We start from the raw sequence: 16,935 nt of genomic DNA, 5'->3' as shown, positions 1-16,935 counted from the left end.
TTTCTATAGCAAAAAGGTTTTTTGGACAGGCTCGTACTTTGTGGCTAGTTGCGGAGGGGTGACAATTGAGACATTAAAACAGTATGTCGAGAATCAAACTGCCCCCTGATTCATCCCATCGCCGGAGGCGAGGGTCTTCTGAAGATTAAATAAATTTTGAAGATTAAACTGGGGATTTCTGGGAAGCGTCATGGCAACGGAATAACAACTCCCACTTAACTTAATAAAACCGGATTTTTTTTTGATCTGTCAAATGATTATTTTGCATATTGTGATGCTATTTTTGCAATTTTCAAAGAACTCACCATAATTTAATAAAAATTCACAGAACATGAGTCGGGAATTTAGCTAAAACCCATTGGTGACGGTTTAGGTGTAACACCGTCAGGGATTGAAAATCTCGGTCTCATACCAAAAAATCCATTACAATAGACTGTCAAGCCTGCAACTTTTGTTGAGAATGCTGACCATCATTGCAGAAACCCCTCGCTTACAACTGCGACACTTTACAATCGCTGATTTGCCCGATTTAGCAATGATTTTGGCAGACCCTAAAGTGATGGAATTTTCCCTGAAAGGGGCAATGAATACCGCAGAAAGCCAAGGCTTTTTAAAGTCGCGCATTTTGGCTTCTTATCGTGAAAATGGCTTTGGCCTGTATGCGGTGGAGGAAAAAGCTCAGGGGCGACTGATTGGTTTTTGTGGATTACTGGCGCAAACCTTGGGGGAACAGAAAGAGGTAGAATTGGCGTATCGGTTGGCTTATCCCTATTGGGGGAGAGGGTTGGCGACGGAAAGCGCGATCGCAATTCGAGATTACACCTTTCATACCCTAAAAATCCCGCGTCTCATTTCCATTATCGCCCCCGACAATAGACGCTCCATTCGGGTTGCAGAAAAAGTGGGACTACAACGGGAAACAAAAACAGTTTTTCAAGGCTTTCCCGTGTCCATTTATGCCCTGTCTCACGCAACCGAGGCAAACCATCCCAAGCAGGCAGAGCTTCTGGGGTAAAATGAGAATCGCGGTAGTCTCGTCTCGGTGGATACGCCCATGTTGCAATTTTATTATACCCCCATTTCTAACAACGCCCGTCGGGTGTGGGTTTCCCTCCTCGAAAAGCAGTTAGAGTTTGAACCCATCCTCATGCAGTTAAATGGGGATCAGTTTCAAGAGGACTTTCTTAAACTCAACCCCTTTCACCATATCCCCGTGTTGGTGGATGACAGCTTTCGGGTCTTTGAATCCCTCGCCATTCTAGACTATTTAGAGGCCAAATATCCCAGTCCCTCCCTCTTACCCATGGATGCGCGAGATATTGCAACAGTCCGCATGATCGAATTAGTCATCGTCAATGAATTTCAACCCGCAACCATTCCGCTTTTGCGTCAATGGATGGAAGTCCCCGTAGAAGCCAAGCAATTAGAAAAAACCCATCAACAGATTGCCACCGTCTTAGGCTTTTTAAATGATTTATTACGAGAAGACAGTCCCTATTTTATGGGAGAACAGTTAACCTTAGCCGATGTCGTGGCCGGGACCACAATCCCCGTCTTACCCATGTTAGGACAGTCTCTCGCCGATTATCCTAAAATTGAGCAATGGTGCGATCGCTTGCAACAACGAGACAGTTGGCAACAAACCACCCCCACCCCAGAAGAAATTGAAGCCGCAAAAGCTAAAATCAAGGCCATGGTGCAAAAAAGCTAATTACAACTCAACCCCGCATCCTCGGCGGAATTATACTCACTCGGCACAAACGCTAACCCATAACTCGCACTAGGACAACTGCGAATACGCACCATTTCCAAAGGGGGATCAGTGCGGTTGTGTGTTCCCTCATCAAAGGCCACCACTCCCGTGGCCCCTTGGGTTTCAAAATTCCCATCCGCCAGAATATTCCTTAACTGTTGGCGGAGTTGTCTATGATTATTATTATCTCTAGGCAGCAGTTTTAAAGCTGCTTCTAACGCACGAGTCCCATCATAAGCAGTAGCCGTCCGCCAACTGACAAACTTCGTCCCCCAGACTTGCTGCGCTTCTCGACAAAACTGTTGCCCAGAGGGCGTATTACAGCCCGTTGTATGATGCCAAGGGGTATAAGCCGTAAACGTATTGTAAACTTGCTCTGAGTCGTCTGCTAAGGCTTCTAGAACCGCCGCATTATACAGGGAACTAGACCCCGCAACCCACAATTGGCCTTGGTTGGTTTCCATTAACGCGATCGCATTCCTCAACGAAGCCGCAGAAGTCCCCCCATCCGGCACTAACACCAACCCCTCAACCCCCTGCTGTCCCGCTTCTTCCAACACTTGCGACGGATTAAACCCCGCTTTTGACAAGTCTGTTTGACCCAACTCCACCACCGTCCCCCCTTGACGGGGATACAGGGTTTGAAAGTTCTCTTGAAAGGACTGACTATAATCACTATTGAAACTATAAAAAATCGTCGCCCGTCGCGCATTCTCAATTAACTGTTCCGCAAAAAAGTCCACCGACTTCTGATTATTGGCAATAGTCCGGAAGAACACACAGTCGGCCTGACTTTCGCAAAAGGTCGAAAAGGTGTCAGAGGTACTACTTGCAGACAAGAGAACCATCTGATTATCTTGATAAACCGATAAAGCGGCCTCAGTCGTCCCACTACTATAATGACCAATCACCGCCAAAATTTCCTCATCCTGGACTAACTTTTGAGCAACCTTTCTCGCTTCACTTAAACTATTGGCATCATCAGCAATAATGACTTTTAATCCCTTCCCATTAATTTGGGTGGCCGACTGATTAATTTGTTGTTGAACTTGGGCCACTCCCCGCAAAATTCCCGCCGCTTTATTCTGATCATCCTTTACCCGTGCTGGGACAACCACAGCAATAGTATAATAGTCGGCATCCGCCTGGGCCAGCAATTGAGCATTATTATAATAAATCACCGTTTCGGGGTCGTTGGGAGACTCCGCTAAAGCCGCTTGAAATAACGTCTCCGCTTCGGCATAATTGGCTTGATTATACGCTGCTGCGGCCTGTTGTTTCTCCTCAGAGGGATCGGCAAATAAAATGGTGCTTCCGGCAGTGATTTGGGCTGGTAAGGTTTCTTCGGTGGAGGAGGAGTTGGGATCCCTCGCTTGGTTTCCTAAGAAACGGTCTTTGATCACCCAAAATCCTCCCCCCAAAATAGCAGCAGTAATCCCTAATGTGCCGATTAAAATTTTGATTTCCCGTAGCTTGGCCATGGTCTTATTTGGTAATTGGTAATTAGTTTTAGTGACTATCCAGAAACTAAAATTACTTAAATTGAGCTAACAGCCTTACTCTGATTAATTTCTGTCCTTCTTCTTAGGCTAACTTCCTCCTTCTTCCTTCCTTCTGCCTTTTGCCTTCTAAACCAAATCTAAGAACAACTTAATCCCGCTTCCTTAGTCGAATTATATTCTATGGGAACAAAAGCTAAACCATATTGTACTCCAGAACATTGGCGAACTTTGACAATTTCTAAAGGAGGATTAACGCGGTTATGAGTATTCGGATCAAACGCCACAATTCCTGTCGCACCTTGGGTTTCAAAGCTCGGATTAGCAAGAGTATTCAATAAACCTTGCCGGATTTCTTGAGGATTATTCGTGTTAGGCGAGAGTTGCTTTAATCCCGCAGTAAGCGCACTGGTGGCATCATAAGCCGTTGCCGTTCGCCAACTCACAAAACGAGTCCCCCATAATTGCTGTGCGCCATTACAAAATTGTTGTCCTGCCGGAGTTTCACAACCATTACTATAATGCCAAGGGGTATAAATTGCCAATGTATTTAAGGTTTGGTTTGGAGCATTTTGCAGGGAGTCTAAAACCGTAGGATTATATAAGGAACTTGAACCCGCCATCCATAATTGACCTTGATTCGTTTCGATTAAAGCAATGGCATTTCTTAACGAGGCCGCAGAAGTTCCCCCATCGGGAACAAGCACCAATCCTTCTACTCCCTGTTGTTGGGCATTTTCTATCACTTGGGAAGGGTTAAACCCTGCCGTGGATAAATCGGTTTGTGACAGATTAATGACTGTGCCTCCTTTATTGGGGAACGTCTCTTGGAAGTTCTTTTGAAACGACTGACTATACTCGCTATTCTGACTATACAAAAGACTGGCACGACGGGCATTATTAATTAGTCTTTCCGAGAAGAAATCCACCGACTTCTCATTATTAGCGATGGTGCGGAAGAAGACACAAGAATTACTCTGATTTCGACAATAGTTAGAAAAAGTATCCGAGGTACTACTGGCCGACATTAACACCACTTGATTTTCTTGATAAATCGGTAACGCAGCTTCAGTGGTTTCGCTGGTATAGTGACCAATAACGGCAATTAATTCCTCTTGATTGACTAACTCTTGGGCCACCGCTTCAGCTTCACTTAAACTATTAGCATCATCGGCAATAATTACCTTTAACCCCTTGCCATTAATTTGGGCAGAAGACTGATTAATTTCCGTTTGCATCTGTGCCACTCCTCGCAAGATGGCCGCTGCTTTATTTTGGTCATCTAACACGCGCACTGGGACAACCACTGCAATGGTGTAATATTCATTTTGGGGGTTGGCCAATAATTGGGCATTATTGCGATAAATCACCGCTTCGGGATCATTGGGGTTTATCTTGAGTGAGACATTCAAAAGGTTTTGTGCTTCGGTATAATTCCCATTGGCTAACTGTTGAACCGCATCCTGTTTTTGTGGGGTAGCATTGGAGAATAATATACTGTCTCCCGTGGTGATTTTTGCGGGTAGGGGTTGAGAGTTGCCCGAAGTATCTGTTTGACTGTTTCTCGATGCAGTTTCTCCCCCAAACTGCCCTCGTAACAACCAATATCCCCCTCCAAGGATCACTGCTGTGATGATGAGGGTACTGAGTAACAGTTTGATTTCGCGTTTCTGCGACATAATAATCCAAAAAAATGAGACAGCAAGCAACTCTGGGCAATTTTCCCAGTGAACTTAGGATTCTATACTACCAAATCAAGAGGAAAAGCTGAGTTTGCCCAAGTTATAGTAGTAAGCATTCAGCCATCAGCTAACGGCTGAATGCTGAATGCTTACAACGGCTTGATCTACAACAGTAACCCAAAACAATCCTGAAATTTTCTGGCCTTGGCTTTAATCCATATAACAATATACTCATAGAAGCAGTTGCTTAGGGAAAATCATCATGGCACAGAAACGAATTTTAATCGTTGGCGGAGTTGCGGGAGGGGCCTCTTGTGCCGCGCGATCGCGTCGTATGGATGAAGATGCAGAAATCATCATGTTCGATCGCGGTTCATTTGTCTCCTTTGCCAACTGTGGCCTCCCCTACTACGTGGGAGATGTCATCCAAGAGGAGAAAAAGCTCCTCGTTGCCAATACAGAACTCTTTAAAGACCGTTTTAACATAGAAGTCCGTCTCGAAAATGAAGTATTAAGCATTGATCGAGACCAAAAAACCATCACCGTTAAAGATTTACAACAGGATAAAACCTACCAAGAAGCCTACAATGCGCTAGTTTTAGCCCCTGGTGCGTCCCCCGTGCGTCCCCCCATTCCGGGGTTAGACTTACCAGGAATCTTTGCCCTACGCACCATCCCCGACAGTCGCCGCATTCGCAGTTGGATCAGCGAACATAATGTACAACGGGCCATTGTCGTCGGTGGGGGGTTTATCGGCTTAGAAATGACTGAAAACCTCGTTCATCGAGACATTAACGTCACCCTCGTAGAACAACTCCCCCAAGTCTTACCCCCCGTTGATCCCGAAATGGTGACACCTGTCCATCATAAATTAAAAGCCCAAGGAGTGAATCTTGCTCTGAGTGACGGAGTGAAAGAATTTACCCAAGCAGAGGACGAAATCATCGTCTCTACCCAGTCCGGACAACAATATCACGCTGATCTCGTCATTTTAGGCATTGGGGTGCGTCCGGAGAATAAACTCGCCCAAGACGCGGGTTTAGAATTAGGCCAACGGGGAGGCATTCGCGTTAATGCAAAGATGCAAACCAGCGATCCTTCTATCTGGGCTGTGGGGGATGCCGTGGAGGTGCAAGATTATATTACCAAGGAATGGACCCTGATCCCCTTAGCAGGCCCCGCCAACCGCCAGGGCCGCATTGCTGCGGACACCATCGCGGGCCGAGAGGTAGAATTTAGAGGGGTTCAAGGTACATCTGTCTGTGGCATCTTTGGCCTCACCGTAGCGAGTACCGGAGCAAGTGAAAAAACCCTGAAACGAGCCAATATTCCCTACGAGAAAGTCTATTTACACCCCGGCCACCACGTTGGTTACTTCCCTGGAGCAAAACCCATTGATTTAAAACTGCTCTTTTCCCCAGAGGATGGGCGTATTTTGGGAGCGCAAGCGGTAGGCGAAGAAGGGACGGAAAAGCGCATTGATGTGATTGCCATGGCCGTGCAACAGCATAGCACGGTGTATGATTTGGAGGAGGCCGAGTTGTGTTATGCTCCCCAATTTGGCGCAGCGAAAGACCCAGTGAATTTTGCCGGAATGATTGCGGCCAACCATTTACGGGGAGATGCACCGATTATTCAATGGGACCAAGTGGACTTGTCTCAGGGGGTGTTGTTAGATGTCCGAGATGTGGATGAGTTTGAGCGCGGCCATGTTGAAGGGACGGTGAATATTCCTTTGAATCAATTACGGGAACGAATGGCAGAACTCCCTCAAGAGAAACCGATTCACGTCTATTGCCAAGTGGGTCAACGGGCCTATTATGCCACCCGTGCTTTACGCTTAAATGGCTATGATGCGGCAAATTTAACGGGAGGGTATCAAACCTATTTAAATTTCGCAGGAAATGGATTCCTGTAGGCTAGTCTCTCGTGAAGGAGATCGCGCTGTCTCGTGATGTCTAGAGCTTTTTTGCAGGGGTGAGATGGGCCATTGATCTAGCATTACGGGGATGCGTTTGAGCATAGCCAATGCTGGAAAACCTGACTGTTCAAGGCTTATTTCACTGATGACTGATGACTGATTAAAGTCGAGTAAATCCCCTACTAGAGGTTAACCCTTGGAATGGATAGGGCAGTGTGAAAGGAGGCTAGATCGGGAAAAATTTTTAAAGCCCGATAGCGGACTTGAACCGCTAGCCTATCCATTACGAGTGGATCGCTCTACCTTTGAGCTAATCGGGCAATTCATCGGCAATTACCCACTATAACATAAGAACACTAGAGGAGAAAACCTGTTACAATTTTCTCCAAGCGAGTCCTGATGCTTGGTCATCCAGTCGCCCGTTCAATGCGAAGTCTTCCATGTCTAAGTCTAACCCCCCCGGTAAAAAACTCGGCCCCGAAAAATACGCCAAGTTGAAAGAAGAAGCCCGTAACCCCTATCGTGGGTTACGGCGGTTTGCGTATTTTACCTTCGGGGCCTCTGGACTCATTGGGGCTGTCATTTTCTTAGCGCAAATTGCCGCAGGCCGTAATGTGAGTAACGCATTACCCAATTTCGCGCTACAGGTGGGGGTGGTAGCCTTGATGGTGTGGTTATTCCGCATTGATAAGGAACGGAAAAAAAGCCCCAAACAAGGCCGGAGTCGGACTCCCCCCAACTAGCGTACCCCACTAGCGTAGTCGTTTGAAAACCATTAAAGACCGGGCTTCCACTTCGATGGGTTGATCATCCTCATAAACTTTCCCATTTTCCACAAACTTGGGCAAGGTGGTATCAATTAACATTTGCCATTGCCATTGCTGCAAGTCTTCGGGAATAGTAAACTCTAAGGGTTCATAATGGGCATTAAACAGGAGGAGAAAACTATCCCCAATAATACGCCGTCCTTTCTCGTCTGGGATATTAATTTCTTCGCCATTGAGAAAGATGCTAATGGCGGTAATATAGCCCTCATTCCACTGTTCCTCAGTCATTTCCTCCCCAGTGGCATTGTACCAGCCAATATCCCGGATGCCTGACCCGTGAATGGCTCGTCCCTGAAACCATTGACGACGTTGAAAAACGGGGTTTTCGTGATGGAAGGCGATTAACTGACGGGTAAATTCTAGTAAATCAATATTTTTGGTGGCTAAACTCCAATCAAACCACGAGGTTTCGTTATCTTGACAGTAGGAGTTATTATTACCCTTTTGGGTGCGGCCCATTTCATCCCCACCGAGTAACATGGGGACCCCTTGAGATAACATGAGGGTGACGAGGAAGTTTCGTTGTTGTCGAGACCGCAACTGTAACACCTCCGAATCATCGGTTTCCCCTTCTTCGCCACAATTCCAAGAACGGTTATGTTCGTCCCCATCTTCATTATCTTCTCCATTTTCTTCATTATGGCGATCGTTGTAACTTACCAGATCATTGAGGGTAAACCCATCATGGGCGGTAATAAAGTTAATACTAGCACTGGGACTGCGGCCATTGGACTCATACAAGTCTGAACTTCCGGTAAACCGATAAGCAAACTCGGCTAAATTACTATCTTGGCCGCGCCAAAAATCTCGAATGGTATCCCGATATTTGCCATTCCACTCGGACCACAGCAAGGGAAAATTCCCCACCTGATAGCCTCCTTCACCAATATCCCAGGGTTCAGCAATGAGTTTAACGGTGGATAATACCGGGTCTTGGTGAATAATATTAAAGAATGCGGCTAAATTATTGACATCATACAATTCCCGTGCGAGGGCAGAGGCAAGATCAAAGCGGAAACCATCCACGTGCATTTCCTGCACCCAATAGCGCAAACTATCGGTAATTAACTTTAATACTTGGGGATGACGAACATTGAGGGAATTGCCGCACCCGGTAAAGTCCATATAATAGCGTTTATTATCTTCAACGGTTCGATAATAGGAAGAATTATCAATCCCCCGAAAAGAAAGCGTCGGCCCCATTTGGTTGCCTTCCCCGGTATGGTTATATACCACATCGAGAATCACCTCAATGCCAGCTTGGTGTAAGGCTTTGACCATTTCCTTAAACTCTCGGACTTGTTCCCCATACATCCCACTCGAACTATAGCCGGAGTAGGGGGCAAAAAAGTTGAGGGAGTCATATCCCCAATAATTGGTTAATCCTTTGGCGACTAAATGACCTTGATTTTTGTGGAAATGGTGAACCGGAAGGAGTTCAACGGCTGTAATACCGAGGGATTTGAGATAATCAATGGCGACAGGATGGGCTAACCCAGCATAGGTCCCTCGTAAAGGTTTGGGAATATCGGGATGTTGTTGGGTAAACCCTTTCACATGGACTTCATAGATCACTGACTCATGGCGGGGAATTCTCAGGAGTTCATCTCCTTCCCAGTCAAAGGATTCATCAATGACAATGCCTTTCGGGATGCAAGCGGCACTATTTAAGCTAGAAAAGCCTAAGTCTTCATCGTCACTCTCCCAAGGATAGGCAAAAACTGACTCGTCGTGAGTCACATCTCCCGCAATGGCTTTGGCATAGGGATCAATTAAGAGTTTATTGGCATTAAAGCGATGGCCATAACTGGGGAGAAAGGGCCCATAGACTCGATAACCATATCGTTGGCCGGGTCCAATACCGGGGAGGTAGCAATGCCAAACAAAGTGATTGACTTCTGTGAGTTCAATGCGGGTTTCTCGGTCCTGTTCGTCAAACAGGCATAATTCTACTGCATCGGCGTTTTCACTAAAAATTGCAAAGTTTGTGCCTTTGCCATCCCAGGTGGCCCCAAGTGGATACGATTGTCCAGTCCAGATTGATAAGCTCATAATATTGCAGTGATTTGGGTGATACGGTCGGTGTCAGGCTGAGGATTTCTATTTTCCGGTGAAAGACCTGATTAAGATTCGCAAATTTATCTTAAATTGATTTTCTCAAAACTTGACCGCGATCGCAGGGAGTCGAGAAAATTTCCCCAAACTTAACCCAGGGAGAAGTGATGTCTGACATTCGTTACAGTGATTTGGAAAAGATTGAAATGCGGGTGGGCCGGGTTCAACGGGTGGAGGATTTCCCCAAGGCCAGGAAACCTGCTTATCAGTTATGGATTGATTTTGGGGAGTTGGGGGTGAAGACATCGAGCGCACAGATTACTCAACTGTATAGTAAGGCGGAATTGCGCGATCGCTTGGTCATTGCCGTCACTAACTTGCCCCCCCGACAAATTGCCGATTTCCTCTCGGAAGTGCTAGTTTTAGGCGTTGTCCTTGATGGGGGAGAGGTCTCCCTGTTACAACCCGATCGCAATGTCCCCCTCGGTAAAAGGATACTCTAATGTACGACAATATCGTCAATTTTTCGCCCAACAATTGCCCTAGACTTCGCCAACTGGCTACTGGGTGAACCTGTCCAACTCTGAATGCTGACGTTCAATGCTCTGGCGAGTCATTTAATATGAAATCCGCTTGATTTGTATGAAACCAATTTATTATAAGCCCTTTAGGGCTTACTACGAACTTATAAGGATTAACCGGATGTCATATAACTCTGAAACCCACGCAAAACCTCTGGGGTGAGTTCTGTTATTTGCTTGACCACCAGAGAAGCTCCAGCGTCTTCTAATTTGCTGCTATATGCCTCACTGCGCTCCGTTTCCCCTTGGACATGAGGGGGGAGAACGCCTACCCCAATCCAAGGGCGTTGAGGTTGTTTTTCTTGGGCTTTGGTAATGGTGTACATATCCGCTACGGTATCCCCGGCATAAAACACTGGGGTATTGTCGGCGAATTGATGTTGTTGTTCTAATTGTTCAATGGTGGCAAAGAGTCCAGTTGGATCAGGTTTGCTGGGTGCATCCTCCATGGCCACAATAACCGGGTTTTCGATGCCTAAACGGTGAACTAGGACATATTCGGCTGAACCGCGAGTTGCTCCGCTAAAGAACCCCCAGGCAATGTTATTGTCGCTGAGGGTGTGGAGATAGTCGAGGGAGAGTAAGAGGGGTTCGGTGGTGATGTAACCGTCCCAGGTTTCGGGATTTGTGCCAAAATAGCGCGATTGAAAGAATTTGATGAGTTGGGGATAGTCGATGGGGTGGTGTTCTCGTGGTTGGCCTTGGGACTCCCCGTAGCGGTGTATGAGTTCTTGGGAGGCTTCCCAGTCGTTGTTCCAGATGCCTTCGCTTTTTAGGGTGTCGATGTCGGCCATGGTGGGGCGATAGGCGGTTTGCGTATAATGTTCGACGGTATCGGCAATGGCCCGACGATAAGACCGACTCACATCTCGCACGACTCCATCAATATCAAATATGAGAATCATAGGTAGGGTTTACTGAAAAAGTTATGATGTTCACTGTGAGGGAATAAAGCCCTCAAAAGGATATCAGTAGGATATAATTGTAAATTGCGGTTTTATCGTGATTGAATTAACCTATTGCCTTGGAGGTGGACTTGGACACAACAACGACAGCTTTAGAAACCGATGCTCGCTTTATTTTAAAGATTTTGTGGCTGGATGCCAATATTGCGATCGCAGTCGATCAAGTAGTGGGAAAAGGCACGAGTCCTCTGACCCAATACTTCTTCTGGCCGCGCAATGACGCTTGGGAACAACTGAAAACGGAATTAGAGTCCAAAAGTTGGATCGATGAAACAGAACGCATCGCCCTCCTCAACCAAGCGACTGAAGTTATTAACTTCTGGCAAGAAGAAGGGAAAAGAACCCCTTGGTCTGTGGCCCAAAGCAAGTTTCCCCATGTTATCTTCACCGGGAGCAATTAATCCCCCCGATGGGCTAATTGGTCCGTTCCCCATAAAAGGAGGACAGAAAAGGAGGACAGAAAAGGAGGACAGAGTTTAAATTGACTCTCTCCTCCTTTTTGTCTTTCGCGCTTTGTCTTTCGCGCTTTGTCTTTCGCGCTTTTGTCTCTCTTTCGCGCTTTTGTCTCTGCTGCTCGACAGAGAAGACTGGGAAAACCGTTAGGCTTTCACCAAACCCCCAGCAGCCTGAAAACGCACTCTGCTGCGCTTTAAGGCTTGTTCGGCTTGGATTTTCCGGGCGCGGTCATCCCCCGACATTTTGTTTAACTGTTCTTTCGCTTCTTCAAACTCAGAACGGGCTTTTTCTTCATCAATGGCATCGCCCCGTTCCGCCCCATTGACTAAAATGGTGACGGTATTTTCTTCAACTTCGGCAAATCCACCCATCAGGGCAATATTTAACCAGTCTTTCTTATCCCGTACCCGCATGACTCCCACATCTAAGGCCGTCAACAGGGGAGCGTGACCGGATAACACCCCTAATTGTCCTGTGGTACTCGGTAAAATTACTTCTTCTGCTTGATCGTCCCAAACGGTCTTATCGGGAGCAATCACACGCACATTTAATGTCATCTCTCAAACCCCGTGTTATTGTCCAAAAAAAATCAAGCGATAGGTGTATCCAACACCCATCGCTTTAGTGGTCTAGCTTTCTTGTTTCATTTTCTCGGCTTTAGCGATCGCTTCCTCGATATTCCCGACGAGGTAGAACGCTTGCTCCGGTAAATCATCTAATTCCCCATTGAGAATCATCTGGAATCCTTTGATGGTTTCTTCTAAGGAAACATACTTACCAGGCGCACCTGTGAACACCTCAGCCACAAAGAAAGGCTGAGACAAGAAACGCTCAATCTTGCGAGCGCGGTCCACGGTTAAGCGGTCATCTTCGGATAATTCATCCAAGCCCAAAATTGCAATAATATCTTGCAATTCTTTATACCGTTGCAGGGTCGATTGGACTTCACGAGCCGTATTGTAATGTTCTTCACCCACAATATTCGGCTGTAACATGGTCGAGTTAGACCCTAGAGGATCAACCGCCGGATAAATCCCTTTAGAAGCTAACGCACGAGATAACACCGTTGTCCCGTCTAAGTGAGCGAAGGTGGTAGCGGGTGCGGGGTCGGTTAAGTCATCCGCAGGGACGTAAACCGCTTGAATAGACGTAATTGACCCTTCTTTCGTGGAGGTAATCCGTTCTTGTAAGTCTCCGACATCCGTTCCCAAGGTCGGCTGATATCCCACCGCAGAGGGCATCCGCCCTAACAGTGCCGACACCTCAGCCCCTGCTTGGACAAACCGGAAAATATTGTCAATGAACAGCAAAACGTCTTGCTTGTTCACATCCCGGAAATGTTCGGCCATAGTCAATGCAGACAGACCAACCCGCATCCGCGCACCGGGGGGTTCGTTCATCTGTCCGTAAACCAGGGCAATTTTCGATTCGTTTAAATTTTCTTCGTTAATGACCTTGGACTCGATCATCTCATTGTAAAGGTCATTCCCTTCACGAGTCCGTTCACCAACTCCACCAAACACGGAAACTCCCCCGTGACCGATGGCGATGTTGTTAATTAATTCCATCATAATGACGGTTTTGCCCACTCCAGCACCGCCAAAGAGACCGATTTTTCCGCCCCGACGATAAGGGGTTAAGAGGTCAATCACTTTTACCCCGGTTTCAAATACCGTGGGTTTAGTTTCTAAGTCGGTTAAGAGGGGAGCAGAACGGTGAATGGGAGATGTGTCTTCTGCTCCCACGTCTCCTTGGTTATCCACGGGTTCACCTAAAACGTTAAAAATCCGTCCTAGGGTAGCTTTCCCGACGGGAACACTGATCGCTGCTCCTGTATCAACTACTTCCATGCCTCGGACTAACCCATCAGTCCCACTCATGGCAACGGAACGGACTTGGTTATCCCCTAACAGTTGCTGGACTTCGCAGGTTACAGATACATCGTTTCCTGCGTCATTTTTGCCTTCAATGCGTAAGGCATTATAAATCTGCGGCATTTTACCGCTAGGAAATTCAATGTCTACTACAGGCCCAATAACCTGTGTAATCCGACCAACGTTCGTTTTTTCTGCTGTGGCTACCATGCTATCTCTATTTTGGGTGGTACGCTTAAAAGACTTGACAATCGTTGCAACTTGTGGTAAACACTTGTCCTGCTGTTGCTGAGATTGCGGCTAAGTCTCGATTTAATACAATTTTTTCCATTCTTCAGGGTATCATCCTTCGGGGATCGGCGATCAATGGGAATTGGGTAATGGGTAATTTATCAATCCTCAGACATTACACTGTTGTCAACTGAATGTAGCGGAATTTATGGTGGGAATAATCGAATCCACAAAAGCAATGATATCTACATCAGGGCAGCATCTCCACTATCCTCCCCTTTCTGACTCCCTCACTCTGTGGGCAGACTCGGATAAACTAAAACAAGTGTTGATTAATTTAATTAGTAATGCGTCTGAGGCCGTTGAGTCAGTAGAATCAGAACAACAACAAGTTGTGTTTTCCGTGATCAATGGCGGTTCACCGATTCCCGCAAACCTTTTACCCAAACTAATGCAACCCTTTTTGACCACCAAATCCACAGGGAATGGCTTGGGATTAGCAATTGTTAAACAAATTGTTCAAGCCCATAACGGAACGTTTACACTAGAATCTCAAGCCATCTCCTCTGGGGAAACGGGTTCACTCCCTAAAACCATTGCTCAAGTCCGACTTCCTACCCTAGAGATGAGATAATCCCTTATAGCACCCGCTATGATTGAGATAACTGACCTCCCAAGCTAGCTTTGAGAACTAGCGTTAAGACAGTCTTGTCTATCCTCCTGCTTTAGAACCACCGTTTCGTGAGAAGTCAGATTAATGAAACAGACGAATCAACCCCTGCATCTGGAATTTAACGCCGACCGCACCTATATTGCTATTGTTTATGAAGATCGGGAAGTGGGGTTTTGTAGCCCAGAAATTGCGGCCCGGATCGTTGAAACCCTCAACGAAGATGAAGAACTCCATGATGATAATGAAACGCTGAGAAAAGCCTTACAAATGGCCTGTGCGGATTTGATTAAGCGGACAGGGGGAAATCCGGCCCGGGTGACAAAGTTAATGGAGCGTTATTTGGAAAACGCTAAACGGCCAGAACATGGGACTCGTGCGATCGCATTTTTATTGCGCGATCGGCAACGAGAATTAGATGTCTCAGATAAAGAATTTGTTTTCTTCTGCAACTCCTATCGTCTCTCTCCCCAAGAATTACGGGACATTTACCGAGGGAAGGATATCAGCGACGAACAACTGAAAGTCATCTCCCGCATTCTCGGCAAGTCTGTTAAAGAACTCATGGAAATCCGAGATGGCTTTAGCAACAACGAAATGAACACCTTAGCCCGCATCCTCGGCACATCTGCCCAAGAACTGACGGAGTTGTTAAAGTAAGTTTGTTATTTGTTCTTGGTTATTTGTTGTTTGTTCTTTGTTCTTGGTGACAAAGGGAACAGGCAACACTAACCAATTACCTCACCCATTACCCATTCAAAACCTCATAATATGTCTTAGCCACAATCTCAGGCGTAAAATGGGTTTGAAGATATTGGCGACCGGATAGCCCCATCGACTCGGCATAATGGGGATATTGGGACAACTTATAAATATAGTTTGCTAAACCTTCCCCATCCCCATTATCAAACGCCCGCCCACATTTAGCCTCCGCTAAAACATCCCGTAAATAGGAATGGGGGGCGCAAACTGCTGCCACAGGACGGCCTGCGGCTAAAATCCCATAGAGCTTACTAGGGGCCACTAACCCCTCTAACCCTGGACTAATACTCACCAACGACAAATCACAGGCCGTCAGAGAATAGGGTAAAACCTCCTTGTCTTGATAAGGTAAAAATCGACAATTTTTTAAATTTGCCCGTTCTACCCGTTCTTGACAAGCATCCAACTGGGCCCCTCGGGCAATGAACAGAAATTGAATGGGTTGATCTCGCAATAATTCCGCCGCTACCAGAATAGTATTTAAATCATGACAGCGGCCTAAATTGCCTGAATACTGCACGATAAAACGCTCCGTTAACCGGTGTTGACGGGCAAACCAGTTTTTGGGCTTTTTCAGGGGGGTGATCATCCTAGAATCAGCCCAATTGGGGATTACATGAATTTTAGACTCAATTCTGGGGCATTTTTTCACGACTCGTTCTTTCATTGAGGGACTGAGAACGATAATTTTCTCGGCGGATTTCCAAATATGACGGTTAATCTGGTCCCAAAAGCGGACGAGGAGATGACGGGAGGGTAACACATTGAGGGCAACGGCCACATCGGGGTAGAGATCGTACAGTAAACAGGTATAGGGGAGGCCAAACCAACGATAGGCCAGATAGCCCAAAATGGACAAATAAGGCGGTTCACTGGTGATTAAGAGGAGTTCATACCGTCGTTGCACTTTCAGTAGGTGCATGGCGGTCCGGAGGCAAAAGAGCAACCCGTTGATGGCCCGGCCTCGAATGCGGAGGGGCCAGAGACGGGAGGTGCGCGATCGCTGTACCGAAATGCCCTCCTGTCTCTCCTGTTTCGGAGCATTATCCCGATCAAACGCATAACCCGGTTGGCCGGTAAAAATCCCCACCTTCATCCCCAACTCACTCAGATGATTGGCTAATTCAGCAATGAGTTGCCCCGTTGCCGCATAATCCGGTGGATAAAACTGGGTCAGAATCAAAACTTTTTTCGGTTTTGAGGACTGAACCGAACGGGGATTGTGCCGAGAGGTGTTTTTTTTGAGCAATATAAGCTGTGGTAGATGTTTGTCGAATTTATCTAACATTCCCAAGCACCGAAAATCAAGTAAACGACTCACCCGTATCAAGAACAGGTGTTTTGAACCAAAATACTCTAGAACTAGAACCGATTTAATTCTTCCCACTCTTGTCTAAAAAAAAACAAGACTTTAGGGCTTGACAGTTTCTGAATTTTTTGCTAAAGAAAGATAGTAAGGAAGAGTAAAGCACAATATACCATTACCTCCCAAGCAGGGTTCGTGTTGGGCAGAAATTAGGGAGGTAATCCTAGTTAAATTCTATTAATCACAGAATTGGTTTATCTTCTTCTAGCTTATCTCTCTCGCCAGCAATTGGAAAGTTAAAGATAACTGAAAGCGAGACCGATTGTAAAACCAACTAGGAAATATCAGTAAAA

16 protein-coding genes and 1 tRNA gene are annotated in these 16,935 nt (G+C 46.4%); 9 read left to right on the top strand and 8 right to left on the bottom strand.

Annotated features, from left to right (window positions below; genetic code table 11):
- The 3 genes from PN462_RS16920 to PN462_RS16910 all read left to right on the top strand — a co-directional run.
- Positions 1-109, top strand: a 109-nt coding sequence (locus tag PN462_RS16920) for a transposase (RefSeq protein ID WP_272129998.1), incomplete at its 5' end; no start/stop codon positions are given.
- Between the two features lie 351 nt (positions 110-460).
- Positions 461-1,015: a GNAT family N-acetyltransferase gene (locus tag PN462_RS16915; RefSeq protein WP_272129997.1), complete on the top strand. Its 555-nt coding sequence runs from the start codon at positions 461-463 to the stop codon at positions 1,013-1,015.
- Between the two features lie 39 nt (positions 1,016-1,054).
- Positions 1,055-1,711, top strand: coding sequence for a glutathione S-transferase family protein (locus PN462_RS16910; RefSeq protein WP_272129996.1), 657 nt, complete (start codon positions 1,055-1,057; stop codon positions 1,709-1,711).
- On the opposite strand, the gene PN462_RS16905 is transcribed toward PN462_RS16910, so the two are convergent.
- Both PN462_RS16905 and PN462_RS16900 read right to left on the bottom strand, forming a co-directional pair.
- The gene (locus PN462_RS16905; protein ID WP_272129995.1) at positions 1,708-3,234 is read right to left on the bottom strand and encodes an ABC transporter substrate-binding protein; all 1,527 of its coding nucleotides are present in this window, start codon (positions 3,232-3,234) and stop codon (positions 1,708-1,710) included. The genes PN462_RS16910 and PN462_RS16905 overlap by 4 nt on opposite strands.
- A 158-nt stretch (positions 3,235-3,392) precedes the next feature.
- On the bottom strand, positions 3,393-4,931 hold the full coding sequence (locus tag PN462_RS16900) for an ABC transporter substrate-binding protein (RefSeq protein WP_272129994.1): 1,539 nt from the start codon (positions 4,929-4,931) through the stop codon (positions 3,393-3,395).
- 265 nt (positions 4,932-5,196) lie between these two features.
- Between PN462_RS16900 and PN462_RS16895 the strand changes: the two genes are divergently transcribed.
- Positions 5,197-6,852: an FAD-dependent oxidoreductase gene (locus PN462_RS16895; RefSeq protein WP_272129993.1), complete on the top strand. Its 1,656-nt coding sequence runs from the start codon at positions 5,197-5,199 to the stop codon at positions 6,850-6,852.
- A 251-nt stretch (positions 6,853-7,103) separates the two neighbouring features.
- On the opposite strand, the gene PN462_RS16890 is transcribed toward PN462_RS16895, so the two are convergent.
- Positions 7,104-7,175, bottom strand: a tRNA-Thr gene (locus tag PN462_RS16890).
- Between the two features lie 120 nt (positions 7,176-7,295).
- Between PN462_RS16890 and PN462_RS16885 the strand changes: the two genes are divergently transcribed.
- Positions 7,296-7,598 (top strand): DUF3493 domain-containing protein, encoded by a 303-nt coding sequence (locus PN462_RS16885; RefSeq protein WP_272129992.1) that lies wholly within the window; start codon positions 7,296-7,298, stop codon positions 7,596-7,598.
- A gap of 9 nt (positions 7,599-7,607) precedes the next feature.
- Here the strand turns inward: PN462_RS16885 and glgX are convergent, their stop codons facing one another.
- The gene (gene glgX / locus PN462_RS16880) at positions 7,608-9,734 is read right to left on the bottom strand and encodes a glycogen debranching protein GlgX (RefSeq protein WP_272129991.1); all 2,127 of its coding nucleotides are present in this window, start codon (positions 9,732-9,734) and stop codon (positions 7,608-7,610) included.
- A gap of 170 nt (positions 9,735-9,904) precedes the next feature.
- Between glgX and PN462_RS16875 the strand changes: the two genes are divergently transcribed.
- Positions 9,905-10,240, top strand: coding sequence for a tRNA-binding protein (locus PN462_RS16875; RefSeq protein WP_272129990.1), 336 nt, complete (start codon positions 9,905-9,907; stop codon positions 10,238-10,240).
- A gap of 191 nt (positions 10,241-10,431) precedes the next feature.
- On the opposite strand, the gene PN462_RS16870 is transcribed toward PN462_RS16875, so the two are convergent.
- Complete coding sequence (locus tag PN462_RS16870; protein ID WP_272129989.1) at positions 10,432-11,223, bottom strand: TIGR01548 family HAD-type hydrolase; 792 nt, start codon at positions 11,221-11,223, stop codon at positions 10,432-10,434.
- A gap of 131 nt (positions 11,224-11,354) precedes the next feature.
- On the opposite strand from PN462_RS16870, the gene PN462_RS16865 reads away from it, so the two are divergent.
- Entirely contained in the window at positions 11,355-11,684 is a 330-nt protein-coding gene (locus tag PN462_RS16865) for a 30S ribosomal protein PSRP-3 (RefSeq protein ID WP_272129988.1), read from the top strand.
- A 198-nt stretch (positions 11,685-11,882) separates the two neighbouring features.
- On the opposite strand, the gene atpC is transcribed toward PN462_RS16865, so the two are convergent.
- Both atpC and atpD read right to left on the bottom strand, forming a co-directional pair.
- Positions 11,883-12,296 carry an ATP synthase F1 subunit epsilon gene (gene atpC, locus PN462_RS16860; RefSeq protein ID WP_272129987.1) on the bottom strand — a complete coding sequence of 138 codons (414 nt, stop codon included), beginning with the start codon at positions 12,294-12,296 and terminating at the stop codon, positions 11,883-11,885.
- Positions 12,297-12,368: 72 nt separating this feature from the next.
- Positions 12,369-13,823, bottom strand: coding sequence for a F0F1 ATP synthase subunit beta (atpD, locus tag PN462_RS16855; protein ID WP_272129986.1), 1,455 nt, complete (start codon positions 13,821-13,823; stop codon positions 12,369-12,371).
- A 259-nt stretch (positions 13,824-14,082) separates the two neighbouring features.
- Between atpD and PN462_RS16850 the strand changes: the two genes are divergently transcribed.
- The gene (locus PN462_RS16850; protein ID WP_272129985.1) at positions 14,083-14,478 is read left to right on the top strand and encodes an ATP-binding protein; all 396 of its coding nucleotides are present in this window, start codon (positions 14,083-14,085) and stop codon (positions 14,476-14,478) included.
- A gap of 123 nt (positions 14,479-14,601) precedes the next feature.
- Positions 14,602-15,174: a hypothetical protein gene (locus tag PN462_RS16845; protein WP_272129984.1), complete on the top strand. Its 573-nt coding sequence runs from the start codon at positions 14,602-14,604 to the stop codon at positions 15,172-15,174.
- A gap of 88 nt (positions 15,175-15,262) precedes the next feature.
- On the opposite strand, the gene PN462_RS16840 is transcribed toward PN462_RS16845, so the two are convergent.
- Positions 15,263-16,459, bottom strand: a complete 1,197-nt coding sequence (locus PN462_RS16840) for a glycosyltransferase family 4 protein (protein ID WP_272129983.1) — start codon at positions 16,457-16,459, stop codon at positions 15,263-15,265.
- Positions 16,460-16,935 lie beyond the last annotated feature (476 nt).

Source organism: Spirulina sp. CS-785/01 (genome assembly GCF_028330525.1).
Lineage (GTDB): Bacteria > Cyanobacteriota > Cyanobacteriia > Cyanobacteriales > Spirulinaceae > JAQMSD01.
This window is presented reverse-complemented; position numbering and strand designations above follow the sequence as displayed.

Coding starts and splice junctions, on each gene's coding strand:
- PN462_RS16915 (WP_272129997.1), top strand. CDS start 461: ATGCTGACCATCATTGCAGAAACCCCTCGCTTACAACTGCGACACTTT.
- PN462_RS16910 (WP_272129996.1), top strand. CDS start 1,055: ATGTTGCAATTTTATTATACCCCCATTTCTAACAACGCCCGTCGGGTG.
- PN462_RS16905 (WP_272129995.1), bottom strand. CDS start 3,234: ATGGCCAAGCTACGGGAAATCAAAATTTTAATCGGCACATTAGGGATT.
- PN462_RS16900 (WP_272129994.1), bottom strand. CDS start 4,931: ATGTCGCAGAAACGCGAAATCAAACTGTTACTCAGTACCCTCATCATC.
- PN462_RS16895 (WP_272129993.1), top strand. CDS start 5,197: ATGGCACAGAAACGAATTTTAATCGTTGGCGGAGTTGCGGGAGGGGCC.
- PN462_RS16885 (WP_272129992.1), top strand. CDS start 7,296: ATGTCTAAGTCTAACCCCCCCGGTAAAAAACTCGGCCCCGAAAAATAC.
- glgX (WP_272129991.1), bottom strand. CDS start 9,734: ATGAGCTTATCAATCTGGACTGGACAATCGTATCCACTTGGGGCCACC.
- PN462_RS16875 (WP_272129990.1), top strand. CDS start 9,905: ATGTCTGACATTCGTTACAGTGATTTGGAAAAGATTGAAATGCGGGTG.
- PN462_RS16870 (WP_272129989.1), bottom strand. CDS start 11,223: ATGATTCTCATATTTGATATTGATGGAGTCGTGCGAGATGTGAGTCGG.
- atpC (WP_272129987.1), bottom strand. CDS start 12,296: ATGACATTAAATGTGCGTGTGATTGCTCCCGATAAGACCGTTTGGGAC.
- atpD (WP_272129986.1), bottom strand. CDS start 13,823: ATGGTAGCCACAGCAGAAAAAACGAACGTTGGTCGGATTACACAGGTT.
- PN462_RS16850 (WP_272129985.1), top strand. CDS start 14,083: ATGATATCTACATCAGGGCAGCATCTCCACTATCCTCCCCTTTCTGAC.
- PN462_RS16845 (WP_272129984.1), top strand. CDS start 14,602: ATGAAACAGACGAATCAACCCCTGCATCTGGAATTTAACGCCGACCGC.